The organism is Bacillus sp. FSL W8-1127 (genome assembly GCF_038006725.1).
Lineage (GTDB): Bacteria > Bacillota > Bacilli > Bacillales > DSM-4216 > Bacillus_O > Bacillus_O smithii.
The window spans coordinates 750,732-764,095 of sequence record NZ_JBBOVU010000001.1 but is presented as its reverse complement, the minus strand read 5'-3'; the positions used below and the strand labels follow the sequence as shown (position 1 = coordinate 764,095).

The window sequence follows — 13,364 nt, the reverse complement described above, 5'->3', positions numbered from 1 at the left end:
AAAATTTATATTGTACTCATGAATATGCCGGCACGCTTATAAAGCTTTATCGCAAAGACAGGCGCACATTTATTAATCATCATTAAACAAATTCATTTAGTCGTTTTAAATCAAAAATGAAACATATGATTACTAATGAGTACTCAATGCTTTTTCAAGATTTGTGATCCCGATTTGCGTGATACCTTCGTACACGTCTCCACGACCGATTTCAACAATTGGTACATGCCGGATACCATATTTAATTTCTAAAATATCACGGAGTTCATCATGATTGGTTACATCCACCGTTTGATAACGAATACCTTTTTCTTCTAAAAATTGTTTTACTTCTTCACAATAACGACATCCTTCTTTTGCCCAAACCACTACTGATAACGCTTTCTCTCCCATTTATCGTTCCTCCCTAGTTAATAAAATGATTTTCTTTTTTGTTTACATAGCGATTTTCTTTAAACGGCAGTCCTAAGTTTCCTCTTAATGTTTCACTTCTGTACTCCCTGCTGTAGTAGCCGCGTTCTTCCAAAATCGGAATGACGTGACGGATAAAATCGGTTAAGCCGCTGCCGAGAACAGGCGGGGCAAAAATAAATCCATCCGCTCCATTTCCTTCCACCCAGGCAATCAATTGATCGGCTACTTGCTCATACGTACCGAAAAAAACGCTTTTCGGTGTCGTAACTTGCAAGGCCACTTCTCGAAGCGTTAAGTTCTTTTCGCGGGCATTTTGCTTAATTTGATCGGTTGTCGACCGGAAGCTATTTTTCCCGACATCGCCTATATCAGGAAACGGCTCATCAAGCGGAAATACACTGAAATCGAAGTGATCAAAGTATCGTCCTAAATAATCGAGAGCTTCTTCAATCGACACAAGGTTTTGAATCGCTTCGTATTTTTCTTCCGCTTCTTCTATAGTTGCACCGACAATCGGATGAATCCCCGGGAAAATGAGAATCTCATCTCTGCTCCGTCCGTTTGCTTCTGCCCGCAGTTTTACATCCTTATAAAAAGCTTGGGCCTGTTCGAGAGTTTCTGCATTGGTAAAAACAGCATCCGCCTCTTTTGCAGCCAAATTTTTACCGGCTTCAGAAGAACCTGCTTGGAATATGACGGGCTGCCCTTGACTCGAACGTTCAATATTTAACGGTCCTTCGACAGAAAAGAAACGACCTTTATGATTCAATACATGAACCTTATTTCGATCAAAAAACTGTCCGGTTTGCCGATTTCGTATAAAAGCATCGTCTTCCCATGAATCCCACAATCCTTTTACTACTTGCAAAAATTCTGCCGCTATCTCATATCGAAGAGAATGCGATGGATGTTCACCTTTATTGTAGTTCTTTGCAGATCCCTCTAAAGGAGAAGTGACAACATTCCATCCAGCACGCCCCCCGCTGATTTTATCCAGCGATGCTAACTGGCGGGCAACCGTAAATGGCTCACTGTAAGTGGTTGATATCGTACCGACCAGCCCTATTCTCGATGTTACTGACGCGAGAGAAGATAAGATGGTGATGGGTTCAAACCGATTCAAGAAATGAGGAATGGATTTTTCATTTATATATAGTCCATCAGCAACAAAAGCAAAAGAAAATCCGGCTTCTTCAGCTTGTCGAGTAATAGACTTGTAATACTGAAAGTTAACACTGGCATCTTTTGGAACACTTGGATCTTTCCAGGCGTTCATGTGACTTCCCGGGCCGTGCAACATAATCCCCAATTGAATCTGTTTTTTATGAGACATAAGTTTCACCCTCTTCTTCGGTTAAATAATCGTCATTCGAGCCGTTTGGACTTAACAGCTGAAAAGACCGAATCCGTTCTTCTACCTTTTGAACAGGGGAATGCAAAATAAATTCATCCACTTGATAGGATGCATGGAATTTATTTAAGACTTTTTTTACATAGACAGAGGTTCCGGCAATGATATAGCTCGCTTGTTCTTCCACTTCATAAGACTGCTCAGCTTGTTTGCCGAAAGCATGTGCTTGTTCCAATGTAGAAACCGTGACAATACGGCCGCTTTGCAGATGGACTTTATACATTTTTTGATCTTTCGCCAGTTCTTCGGCCTCTTTTTGCGAATCGGCAGCGACTGCTGCAAGGGATAGCAGAAAACGTCCGTCCGGATAGCCGTTGCGATAAACGTGCGCCGATTCTTCCAGCACCTTTACGTCGCCATTAATAAACAAGGCGAATACAAAAGGAATTTGAAGGTCAGCTGCCAGCTGAGCGCTTCTGGGACTGGCCCCGAGTAAAAAAAGGTTGGGTTTTTCCGGCGGTATAGGTGTCGCTTCAATACCGGCGAGCGGATGATCTTCATCCACTGAATTTTCAATTAATTTTTTCAAAAAAAGAAATCTTTCTTCAAAATCTTGTCCGTCATTCACGGTGCCAAACTGCAACGCCTTTGTCGATAACGGCAGGCCGCCCGGAGCCTTCCCGATCCCAAGATCGACTCTTCCAGGAGCAAGAGTAGACAAAACATGAAAATTTTCCGCAACTTTAAAAGGACTATAATGTTGAAGCATGACTCCTCCTGATCCGATGCGAATCGACTTCGTTCTGGCAAGCAAATATGACATTAAAACTTCCGGAGACGACCCCGCTACCTGTTCCGAATGATGATGCTCTGACACCCAGAAGCGCGAGTAACCCCATTCTTCTGCTTTTTGGGCCAGGCGAACGGTTTGCTGCAAGGCATCAACAGCTGAAGAGCCTTCAAGGATCGGGCTTTGATCTAACAATCCAAGCTGATAACTCATATCCATTTTCCTCCTGTTTTTATTCTTAGTTTACAGGTGTGATTAATTTGTTTTATTTGTTGGTATTTATCCTATCATCGGAAATAGCGAAAAAGCAATACTTCAAGCGATAGAAAGATTTAAGCGATTCATTAATAAAATTTATCAATTTGTTTGAGAGAATGATGAAACAGCATTCTTTTCGAATTGTTCAATTGACAAAAGAATGTCATTCCATAAAAAAGGAGGCTCCGGTCCATAATATGTTCCATGAATATGCTGTTTCAGCATCATCAAATGATCGACATTGACTTCCACCAGCTGGCCTGTTTCCAGTTCATGTTTAACGCATAAATATGGCAGAAATCCGAACCCGTTGCCGCTTTGAATGAGTGATTTTGCCACTTCAAGATGATCCACGTGAAATTCAATTCGCGGTTCCACGTTCGCCACTTCAAAAATTTTGTGTACACGATTCCAGTCGAACGCTCCGCATTCAAAAAAGACCATTGGTTCAAGAGCCAATTGCTGTGCGGATAACTTTGACTGAAACTGAAAAGGATGTCCCGGCTTTACGACAAGCCGTATTGAATTGTCAAGAAGCGGTTGATGCTGCAATGCTTGATGCGACACTTCTTTCATGAACGCCACATCAATCTGCTTTTGGAGCAGCTTATCTACTAGCACCTCGTTAGACGCTGAAATAAATTTAAACCGGAGTTCCGGATGTGCTTTTTTCCAAAGCGGCAGTGCAATGGGGATAAAATATTGAGATGTAATGATATTGGCCCCAATGACTACCTCTTCCTGATCCGCTCTTTTTTTCAATAGTTTTTTTCCTTGCTGAAAAGTGCGAATAATCTGCTCAGCATACGGAATAAACATTTCCCCCTTTTCCGTCAGCTTGATGCCTCTACCCTCCCGTTCAAACAGTTCTGTATCCAATTCTCGTTCCAATGCTTTGATCCGCGCCGTAACCGTTGGCTGTGATAAAAACAAAGCGTTCGCTGCTTTATGAATGCTGTTAAAATGGACGACATACATAAAAGCTTCAATATGATCAATGTTCATCTTCTCCACCCCTTTTTTAATAAAAAATAAAAAGCTCCCGAACATAGATGCATCAGGAGTTATTGAACGTCAATTCTACGGTATTTTGTTTTTTTATTTTAATCATATTATTCCGATTAGTAAAGTATATTTTAAAAAATTCCATAAATAAAGTAAATTCAGTTAATTGAACCGTAAGAGATTCGTGCTTTATTCCAACCTATAAAAGTACCTCCCCCTTTAATACATACGCCTTTGACTCTTTGCTCTTTTTTTTGATTACGAGAACCGATGTTTTGCTGATATCCGTTTCACCAAAAAGCTTAAAATCCTTATCAATTGAGCTTAAAATCTATATTTTAGGAGAAATAAACCTTCATGCGATTACAAAAGCGATTTTTACCGCCTTCTATAATAGAAAAAACAGGCCTTTATCCAACCTGTCATCGAATGAACGTTCAAATTAGGGAATTTCATTTCGTGGCTGAAAAGATTCAACCCCAACATTTAGTATAGAACCGGAATTTTAAGAGACTAAGAAATAAAGCTTTATGTTCACTCATCTAGTCAACTACAAAAAAGGGGGCACTTCGATAAGTGTATTCCAACAATTGACATAGAGCCAAATATAAAAACAAGGGGTTCCACTATGTGAAACCCCTTATCTCTATATTCGATGCCGATGGTGGGAGTCGAACCCACACTCCACAAGGGAACACGATTTTGAGTCGTGCGCGTCTGCCAATTCCGCCACATCGGCTTATTATATGGAGGCGGCAACCGGATTCGAACCGGTGATAAAGGTTTTGCAGACCTCTGCCTTACCACTTGGCTATGCCGCCTTCATTGGAGCGGAAGACGGGACTCGAACCCGCGACCCCCACCTTGGCAAGGTGGTGTTCTACCACTGAACTACTTCCGCGTACTGGGCTAGCTGGATTCGAACCAGCGCATGACGGAGTCAAAGTCCGTTGCCTTACCGCTTGGCTATAGCCCAATGATTCCTTTTAATATGGGGCGACTAGTGGGAATCGAACCCACGAATGTCGGAGCCACAATCCGATGCGTTAACCACTTCGCCATAGCCGCCATTATAATATGGCAGGGGCAGTAGGAATCGAACCCACACCGGAGGTTTTGGAGACCTCTGTTCTACCGTTAAACTATGCCCCTATGAATGGTGGAGGGGGACGGATTCGAACCGCCGAACCCAGAGGGAGCGGATTTACAGTCCGCCGCGTTTAGCCACTTCGCTACCCCTCCACTGATGCCGGCTGTAGGACTTGAACCCACAACCTACTGATTACAAGTCAGTTGCTCTACCAATTGAGCTAAGCCGGCAACATGGTGGCTCGGGACGGAATCGAACCGCCGACACAAGGATTTTCAGTCCTTTGCTCTACCGACTGAGCTACCGAGCCGATGATTTTATGGCGGTCCCGACGGGAATCGAACCCGCGATCTCCTGCGTGACAGGCAGGCGTGATAACCGCTACACTACGGGACCTTTGTTTTAAGATATGCTGACACGTTGAGTATGTATGAAAGAAATACTATGTCATTCAATTGCGGGGGCAGGATTTGAACCTGCGACCTTCGGGTTATGAGCCCGACGAGCTACCAGACTGCTCCACCCCGCGACGATATAGATGGTGGAGGTTGACGGGATCGAACCGCCGACCCCTTGCTTGTAAGGCAAGTGCTCTCCCAGCTGAGCTAAACCTCCATTGAGAATGACCCGTACGGGATTCGAACCCGTGTTACCGCCGTGAAAGGGCGGTGTCTTAACCACTTGACCAACGGGCCAACTTATAATGGCGGAGAGCAAGGGATTCGAACCCTTGAGACAGCGTTAACCGTCTACACGATTTCCAATCGTGCTCCTTCGACCACTCGGACAGCTCTCCATATGGCTCCGCAGGTAGGATTCGAACCTACGACCGATCGGTTAACAGCCGATTGCTCTACCACTGAGCTACTGCGGAACAATATCGCCTGGCAACGTCCTACTCTCGCAAGGGGAATCCCCTCACTACCATCGGCGCTGAAGAGCTTAACTTCCGTGTTCGGGATGGGAACGGGTGTGACCTCTTCGCCATTGTCACCAGACGTTCAAGACGGGTAATATTATAACATAAATTATGAAGATTGCAATAACAAATGGATATTTAGGAAAAAATTATTCCTTCAAAACTAGATAGAAGAAGCAGTATACACCGATCTCGCTCTTTCATTTGGTTAAGTCCTCGATCGATTAGTATCCGTCAGCTCCACGTGTCACCACGCTTCCACCTCGGACCTATCTACCTGATCATCTTTCAGGGATCTTACTTTCCGAAGAAATGGGAAATCTCATCTTGAGGGGGGCTTCATGCTTAGATGCTTTCAGCACTTATCCCTTCCGCACATAGCTACCCAGCGATGCCTCTGGCGAGACAACTGGTACACCAGCGGTGCGTCCATCCCGGTCCTCTCGTACTAAGGACAGCTCCTCTCAAATTTCCTGCGCCCGCGACGGATAGGGACCGAACTGTCTCACGACGTTCTGAACCCAGCTCGCGTACCGCTTTAATGGGCGAACAGCCCAACCCTTGGGACCGACTACAGCCCCAGGATGCGATGAGCCGACATCGAGGTGCCAAACCTCCCCGTCGATGTGGACTCTTGGGGGAGATAAGCCTGTTATCCCCGGGGTAGCTTTTATCCGTTGAGCGATGGCCCTTCCATACGGAACCACCGGATCACTAAGCCCGACTTTCGTCCCTGCTCGACTTGTAGGTCTCGCAGTCAAGCTCCCTTCTGCCTTTGCACTCTGCGAATGATTTCCAACCATTCTGAGGGAACCTTTGGGCGCCTCCGTTACCTTTTAGGAGGCGACCGCCCCAGTCAAACTGCCCACCTGACACTGTCTCCCACCCCGATCAGGGGTGCGGGTTAGAATTTCAGTACAGCCAGGGTAGTATCCCACCGGCGCCTCCACACAAGCTGGCGCTCATGTCTCTCAGGCTCCTACCTATCCTGTACAAGCTGTACCAAAATTCAATATCAGGCTGCAGTAAAGCTCCACGGGGTCTTTCCGTCCTGTCGCGGGTAACCTGCATCTTCACAGGTACTATAATTTCACCGAGTCTCTCGTTGAGACAGTGCCCAGATCGTTACGCCTTTCGTGCGGGTCAGAACTTACCTGACAAGGAATTTCGCTACCTTAGGACCGTTATAGTTACGGCCGCCGTTTACTGGGGCTTCGGTTCGCACCTTCAAGCAAAGCTTTAAGCGCTCCCCTTAACCTTCCAGCACCGGGCAGGCGTCAGCCCCTATACTTCGCCTTACGGCTTCGCAGAGACCTGTGTTTTTGCTAAACAGTCGCCTGGGCCTATTCACTGCGGCTTCTCGGGGCTATGCACCCCAAAAAGCACCCCTTCTCCCGAAGTTACGGGGTCATTTTGCCGAGTTCCTTAACGAGAGTTCTCTCGCACACCTTAGGATTCTCTCCTCGCCTACCTGTGTCGGTTTGCGGTACGGGCACCTTTTTCCTCGCTAGAGGCTTTTCTTGGCAGTGTGGAATCAGGAACTTCGGTACTATATTTCCCTCGCCGTCACAGCTTGAGGTTAGTGGCAACGGGATTTGCCTCGCTGCCCCTCTTACTGCTTGGACGCACATCCAGCAGTGCGCTTACCCTATCCTCCTGCGTCCCCCCATCGCTCAAACGGAAAAGAGGTGGTACAGGAATATCAACCTGTTGTCCATCGCCTACGCCTGTCGGCCTCGGCTTAGGTCCCGACTAACCCTGAGAGGACGAGCCTTCCTCAGGAAACCTTAGGCATTCGGTGGAAGGGATTCTCACCCTTCTTTCGCTACTCATACCGGCATTCTCACTTCTAAGCGCTCCACCAGTCCTTCCGGTCTGGCTTCTCTGCCCTTAGAACGCTCTCCTACCGCGGACACCCGAAGGTGTCCACCCGCAGCTTCGGTGATACGTTTAGCCCCGGTACATTTTCGGCGCAGAATCACTCGACCAGTGAGCTATTACGCACTCTTTAAATGGTGGCTGCTTCTAAGCCAACATCCTGGTTGTCTAAGCAATTCCACATCCTTTTCCACTTAACATATACTTTGGGACCTTAGCTGGCGGTCTGGGCTGTTTCCCTTTTGACCACGGATCTTATCACTCGCAGTCTGACTCCCAAGGATAAGTCACTGGCATTCGGAGTTTGTCTGAATTCGGTAACCCGATGAGGGCCCCTAGTCCAAACAGTGCTCTACCTCCAAGACTCTTTCCTTGAGGCTAGCCCTAAAGCTATTTCGGAGAGAACCAGCTATCTCCAAGTTCGATTGGAATTTCACCCCTACCCACACCTCATCCCCGCACTTTTCAACGTGCGTGGGTTCGGGCCTCCAGTAAGTGTTACCTCACCTTCACCCTGGACATGGGTAGATCACCTGGTTTCGGGTCTGCGACCCCATACTCATGCGCCCTGTTCAGACTCGCTTTCGCTGCGGCTCCGTCTTTCCGACTTAACCTCGCATGAGATCGCAACTCGCCGGTTCATTCTACAAAAGGCACGCCATCACCCGTAAACGGGCTCTGACTACTTGTAGGCACACGGTTTCAGGTTCTCTTTCACTCCCCTCCCGGGGTGCTTTTCACCTTTCCCTCACGGTACTGGTTCACTATCGGTCACTAGGGAGTATTTAGCCTTGGGAGATGGTCCTCCCAGCTTCCGACGGGATTCCTCGTGTCCCGCCGTACTCAGGATCCACCAGGGAGGGAACGAAGTTTCGACTACAGGGTTGTTACCTTCTCTGACGGGCCTTTCCAGACCTCTTCGTCTACCTCGTTCCTTTGTAACTCCACGATTGGTGTCCTACAACCCCAGAAGGCAAGCCTTCTGGTTTGGGCTGTTCCCGTTTCGCTCGCCGCTACTCAGGGAATCGCTGTTGCTTTCTCTTCCTCCGGGTACTTAGATGTTTCAGTTCCCCGGGTTGCCTTCCTTACCCTATGGATTCAGGCAAGGATGCTGCCCCATTACGGGCAGCGGGTTTCCCCATTCGGAAATCTCCGGATCAACGCTTACGTACAGCTCCCCGGAGCTTTTCGGAGTTAGTCCCGTCCTTCATCGGCTCCTAGTGCCAAGGCATCCACCGTGCGCCCTTTCTAACTTAACCATGTTGGTTTTATCCTAGATGGCGATACTCGGTTTATGCTGCTTCTTTTTTCTATCTAGTTTTCAAGGAACAACTTGGAAGGATGAAATCCTTCAAAACTGAACAAAACGAAAGCGTACTTAAGAATATCCCTAGAAAGGAGGTGATCCAGCCGCACCTTCCGATACGGCTACCTTGTTACGACTTCACCCCAATCATCTGCCCCACCTTCGGCGGCTGGCTCCCGTAAGGGTTACCTCACCGACTTCGGGTGTTGCAAACTCTCGTGGTGTGACGGGCGGTGTGTACAAGGCCCGGGAACGTATTCACCGCGGCATGCTGATCCGCGATTACTAGCGATTCCGGCTTCATGCAGGCGAGTTGCAGCCTGCAATCCGAACTGAGAATGGTTTTTTGGGATTAGCTCCACCTCGCGGTTTCGCGACCCTTTGTACCATCCATTGTAGCACGTGTGTAGCCCAGGTCATAAGGGGCATGATGATTTGACGTCATCCCCACCTTCCTCCGGTTTGTCACCGGCAGTCACCTTAGAGTGCCCAACTGAATGCTGGCAACTAAGGTCAAGGGTTGCGCTCGTTGCGGGACTTAACCCAACATCTCACGACACGAGCTGACGACAACCATGCACCACCTGTCACTCCGTCCCCCGAAGGGGAACCCTCTATCTCTAGAGGTAGCGAAGGATGTCAAGACCTGGTAAGGTTCTTCGCGTTGCTTCGAATTAAACCACATGCTCCACCGCTTGTGCGGGCCCCCGTCAATTCCTTTGAGTTTCAGCCTTGCGGCCGTACTCCCCAGGCGGAGTGCTTAATGCGTTAGCTGCAGCACTAAAGGGTGGAAGCCCTCTAACACTTAGCACTCATCGTTTACGGCGTGGACTACCAGGGTATCTAATCCTGTTCGCTCCCCACGCTTTCGCGCCTCAGCGTCAGTTACAGACCAGAGAGCCGCCTTCGCCACTGGTGTTCCTCCACATCTCTACGCATTTCACCGCTACACGTGGAATTCCGCTCTCCTCTTCTGCACTCAAGTCTCCCAGTTTCCAATGACCCTCCACGGTTGAGCCGTGGGCTTTCACATCAGACTTAAGAGACCGCCTGCGCGCGCTTTACGCCCAATAATTCCGGACAACGCTTGCCACCTACGTATTACCGCGGCTGCTGGCACGTAGTTAGCCGTGGCTTTCTGGTCAGGTACCGTCAAGGTACCGCCCTGTTCGAACGGTACTTGTTCTTCCCTGACAACAGAGCTTTACGATCCGAAGACCTTCTTCGCTCACGCGGCGTTGCTCCGTCAGACTTTCGTCCATTGCGGAAGATTCCCTACTGCTGCCTCCCGTAGGAGTCTGGGCCGTGTCTCAGTCCCAGTGTGGCCGATCACCCTCTCAGGTCGGCTACGCATCGTCGCCTTGGTGAGCCGTTACCTCACCAACTAGCTAATGCGCCGCGGGCCCATCTGCAAGCGGCAGCTTGCGCCGCCTTTCAACCTTCCTTCATGCGAAGGAAGATATTATCCGGTATTAGCCCCGGTTTCCCGGAGTTATCCCCGTCTTGCAGGCAGGTTGCCCACGTGTTACTCACCCGTCCGCCGCTAACTTTCAAAAAGCAAGCTTCTTGAAAGTCCGCTCGACTTGCATGTATTAGGCACGCCGCCAGCGTTCGTCCTGAGCCAGGATCAAACTCTCCAAAAAGAAATTCGACTTGGCTTGTTTCGATTGAAACATTGGTTTACGCTTCGTTTTGTTCAGTTTTCAAGGATCCATCTAATGATAGCGACTTTTCAATAATATCATACAACTAAAGTCACTGTCAATATTTTTTTGAGCCGCTACTGTTTTCAATCACATCCAGCAGCGACGTTTATTACTATAACAAGAAAACATAATTACGTCAATCACTTTTTTTGTTTTTATGAAAAAATTTTATAGAATCGATGATAAATATGAATTCCTTTCGTTTCTGCCTGAACAATCCGCACATAATTTTGATGAATTAAATACTCCAAGAGGGTTTCCAAATCGATAGCGTAATATTTTACTTCCGGATGGTTTATCAAATCATCAATAGACCAGTAGTCTTTTTTTCTTAAAACATTTAGAAAATGAGAAACACCAGATTCCGTATGCGAATGAATAAGAAATTCACTCGCCAAGAAAAGAAGTTCCAACCGTTTTTCTATATTTTCATTGCTGGTCAGCAGTTCTTCGTATAGTTTGTAAATTTCAGGATTCAATTGTTTCACTTGATCCCACATTGTCTGCTCCGGTTGAAATCCTTTTTCGATGATCGCCAAGCATGCTAAATGATAAAGAGAGCGGGAAATATGATGATATGCATCCATGTAATGCCCGTTATGAAAAAATGCTTTTCCATCTGTGTAGGACTTGATAATCTTTGAAAATTCAATCGCCATTTTCAAATTTCTTTCATTTGCAGAAGATTCTCGCAACTCATTTTTCAATCGATGAACATAGTCATTCCGGTCAAACACAATTTTCCCATCGGAAAGCCAGTTCAATATTTTTCGATTCGTTCCTAAAAGAAGCCATTCCTTCAACTGCTCTTCGTCCACAATATAGAGAGCGGCTTTCTTATCTTGATATGCATAATGTTTAACCAGCAAATTTTTTTCGACTTCTTTTGCAATTACTAATAAAATGTTGTCAAATGTTTCTTCTCGATAATTCCATCCTTCTCTTTTTTCGATGGATAAAATGCCAAGCGTATTTTTTGAGCTCGCTCTCTCTTGATAAATGGGCCGAAGGATATCCTCCATAAAAAATTCCTCCATTAAATTTTTTCATTCTACTAATTTCGACAAAAACTGCTGATTTTCCTTCTATTCCTTTTAAAACATTAACCGACTTCAAAGCGTAAAGTATGATATAGTTACGTTAGGAGGGGATGGGATGGCCAAAAATTATAAAAGTAAGATTAACCGTATTCGAACTTTTGCACTTTCGTTAATTTTTATCGGTTTTTTGATAATGTACATAGGTTTATTTTTTCGAAATCATCCATTGATCATGACGATTTTTATGATGCTGGGATTTTTAAGCATTATGGCGAGTGTCGTTGTGTATTTTTGGATTGGAATGCTTTCGACAAGGGCGGTTGTGGTGGTTTGTCCAAACTGTAGAAAACAAACAAAAATGCTTGGCAGAGTAGATATGTGCATGTATTGCCGAGAGCCCCTTACGCTCGATCCTTCTTTGGAGGGCAAAGAGTTTAATGAGGAGTACAATCGAAAAAAACGAAATAAATAGCAAAAAAAGAATTGTTCCTTTTTAGAACAATTCTTTTTAATGAACTTCTTTTTTGGCACTGCATTCCGGACAAATCCCGTAAATCTCCATCCGATGGTGACTAACTTTAAAACCAGTAACATGCGAAGCAAATTGTTCAACCTCGTCCAGTCCTGGATAGTGAAAATCGACAATTTTGCCGCACTCTTCACAAATGACATGGTAATGGTCAGTTGTTACAAAATCAAATCTGCTGGATGAATCGCCATAAGTCAGCTCTTTCACTAATCCAACTTCACGAAACACTCGCAAATTATTATAAACGGTTGCCACACTCATATTGGGAAATTTACCTTCTAACGCTTTATAAATTTCATCTGCAGTTGGGTGTGACATGGATTGGACCAGGTATTCAAGTATTGCATGACGCTGAGGAGTTATACGTACTCCAGAATCTTTTAACGTTTCTAAAGCTTCTTTAAGATGTTCCTGCGCCACCGTCATGCACCTCACTTTAACATAAAAATCGTTCTCAATTTGTAATCTTTATAATAAGTGTACTAATGAAATAGTGATTTTGTCAATGTTTTCAATCCAAAATTCTCATGATTCTATAGAAAGTTTCTTCTCTTTTTGCCCAAGTTTAGCGTTTATATATCTTGCTGCGACAAACAATAGATCGGAAAGTCGATTTAAATAAGCCAGAACAAGAGGATTTACCTTTTCTACTTTTACCGCTTTTCGTTCTGCTCTTCTGACAACTGAACGGGCTGCATGAAGCGCGGCTCCCGCGGGATGGCCCCCGGGCAAAATAAAATTATTTAATGGTTCCAATTTCCCATCCCATTGATCAATCATCTTTTCGAGAAATTGGATATTATTTTCTTTTAATTTCCACTTCACTTCTTTTTCGGGAGGAGTAGCCAATTCTGCACCAACGTAAAAAAGTTCTGTTTGAATTTGCTGTAAAACATTTGCTACTTCTTCTTTTCCGTCAAATGATTCATGTACGAAATAGCTAAGCGATAAACCAATGAGCGTATTCGCCTCATCGCATGTCCCATATGCTTCTACGCGGGCATCGGTTTTTGAAACTCTTTGCCCGTAGATAAGCGAAGTTGTTCCTTTATCTCCTGTCTTCGTATAAATTTTCAAC

8 protein-coding genes, 15 tRNA genes and 3 rRNA genes are annotated in these 13,364 nt (G+C 45.8%); 1 reads left to right on the top strand and 25 read right to left on the bottom strand.

Annotated elements, in window-relative coordinates; genetic code table 11:
* Positions 1-132 precede the first annotated feature (132 nt).
* From NST12_RS03645 to NST12_RS03535, 23 genes are all read right to left on the bottom strand, one after another.
* A complete protein-coding gene (locus tag NST12_RS03645) occupies positions 133-393 on the bottom strand; it encodes a glutaredoxin family protein (RefSeq protein WP_048622750.1) in 261 nt (86 codons plus the stop codon).
* 13 nt (positions 394-406) lie between these two features.
* A complete protein-coding gene (locus NST12_RS03640) occupies positions 407-1,747 on the bottom strand; it encodes an LLM class flavin-dependent oxidoreductase (protein ID WP_341100273.1) in 1,341 nt (446 codons plus the stop codon).
* Entirely contained in the window at positions 1,737-2,768 is a 1,032-nt protein-coding gene (locus NST12_RS03635) for an LLM class flavin-dependent oxidoreductase (protein WP_048622748.1), read from the bottom strand. Before NST12_RS03635 ends, NST12_RS03640 begins: the two co-directional genes overlap by 11 nt.
* Positions 2,769-2,912: 144 nt before the next feature.
* The gene (locus NST12_RS03630) at positions 2,913-3,818 is read right to left on the bottom strand and encodes a LysR family transcriptional regulator (protein WP_327798135.1); all 906 of its coding nucleotides are present in this window, start codon (positions 3,816-3,818) and stop codon (positions 2,913-2,915) included.
* A 656-nt stretch (positions 3,819-4,474) separates the two neighbouring features.
* Positions 4,475-4,557, bottom strand: a tRNA-Leu gene (locus NST12_RS03625).
* An 8-nt stretch (positions 4,558-4,565) separates the two neighbouring features.
* Positions 4,566-4,639: transfer RNA gene (locus NST12_RS03620), tRNA-Cys, on the bottom strand.
* 5 nt (positions 4,640-4,644) lie between these two features.
* Positions 4,645-4,719 (bottom strand) — tRNA-Gly (locus NST12_RS03615).
* Between the two features lie 3 nt (positions 4,720-4,722).
* Positions 4,723-4,794, bottom strand: a tRNA-Gln gene (locus tag NST12_RS03610).
* Between the two features lie 16 nt (positions 4,795-4,810).
* Positions 4,811-4,886 (bottom strand) — tRNA-His (locus tag NST12_RS03605).
* Positions 4,887-4,896: 10 nt separating this feature from the next.
* Positions 4,897-4,970: transfer RNA gene (locus NST12_RS03600), tRNA-Trp, on the bottom strand.
* A 5-nt stretch (positions 4,971-4,975) separates the two neighbouring features.
* Positions 4,976-5,060, bottom strand: a tRNA-Tyr gene (locus tag NST12_RS03595).
* A gap of 5 nt (positions 5,061-5,065) precedes the next feature.
* Positions 5,066-5,138, bottom strand: a tRNA-Thr gene (locus NST12_RS03590).
* 4 nt (positions 5,139-5,142) lie between these two features.
* Positions 5,143-5,218: transfer RNA gene (locus tag NST12_RS03585), tRNA-Phe, on the bottom strand.
* A gap of 10 nt (positions 5,219-5,228) precedes the next feature.
* Positions 5,229-5,304 (bottom strand) — tRNA-Asp (locus NST12_RS03580).
* A gap of 59 nt (positions 5,305-5,363) precedes the next feature.
* Positions 5,364-5,437: transfer RNA gene (locus NST12_RS03575), tRNA-Met, on the bottom strand.
* A 10-nt stretch (positions 5,438-5,447) separates the two neighbouring features.
* Positions 5,448-5,523, bottom strand: a tRNA-Val gene (locus NST12_RS03570).
* Between the two features lie 8 nt (positions 5,524-5,531).
* A tRNA-Glu gene (locus NST12_RS03565) sits at positions 5,532-5,603 on the bottom strand.
* A gap of 9 nt (positions 5,604-5,612) precedes the next feature.
* Positions 5,613-5,704 (bottom strand) — tRNA-Ser (locus tag NST12_RS03560).
* Positions 5,705-5,707: 3 nt separating this feature from the next.
* Positions 5,708-5,782 (bottom strand) — tRNA-Asn (locus NST12_RS03555).
* Between the two features lie 8 nt (positions 5,783-5,790).
* Positions 5,791-5,906 (bottom strand): 5S ribosomal RNA (gene rrf / locus NST12_RS03550).
* Positions 5,907-6,031: 125 nt separating this feature from the next.
* Positions 6,032-8,964 (bottom strand): 23S ribosomal RNA (locus tag NST12_RS03545).
* A 135-nt stretch (positions 8,965-9,099) separates the two neighbouring features.
* Positions 9,100-10,654 (bottom strand): 16S ribosomal RNA (locus NST12_RS03540).
* The 16S, 23S and 5S rRNA genes sit together here with 15 tRNA genes alongside, the layout of an rRNA operon.
* Before the next feature lie 218 nt (positions 10,655-10,872).
* A complete protein-coding gene (locus NST12_RS03535; RefSeq protein ID WP_341100270.1) occupies positions 10,873-11,739 on the bottom strand; it encodes a nucleotidyltransferase-like protein in 867 nt (288 codons plus the stop codon).
* Between the two features lie 133 nt (positions 11,740-11,872).
* On the opposite strand from NST12_RS03535, the gene NST12_RS03530 reads away from it, so the two are divergent.
* The gene (locus NST12_RS03530) at positions 11,873-12,229 is read left to right on the top strand and encodes a YgzB family protein (protein WP_003353819.1); all 357 of its coding nucleotides are present in this window, start codon (positions 11,873-11,875) and stop codon (positions 12,227-12,229) included.
* A 36-nt stretch (positions 12,230-12,265) separates the two neighbouring features.
* Here the strand turns inward: NST12_RS03530 and perR are convergent, their stop codons facing one another.
* Positions 12,266-12,706 carry a peroxide-responsive transcriptional repressor PerR gene (perR, locus tag NST12_RS03525; RefSeq protein WP_003353818.1) on the bottom strand — a complete coding sequence of 147 codons (441 nt, stop codon included), beginning with the start codon at positions 12,704-12,706 and terminating at the stop codon, positions 12,266-12,268.
* Positions 12,707-12,811: 105 nt separating this feature from the next.
* Complete coding sequence (locus tag NST12_RS03520; RefSeq protein ID WP_003353817.1) at positions 12,812-13,363, bottom strand: cob(I)yrinic acid a,c-diamide adenosyltransferase; 552 nt, start codon at positions 13,361-13,363, stop codon at positions 12,812-12,814.
* Between the last annotated feature and the right edge of the window lies 1 nt (position 13,364).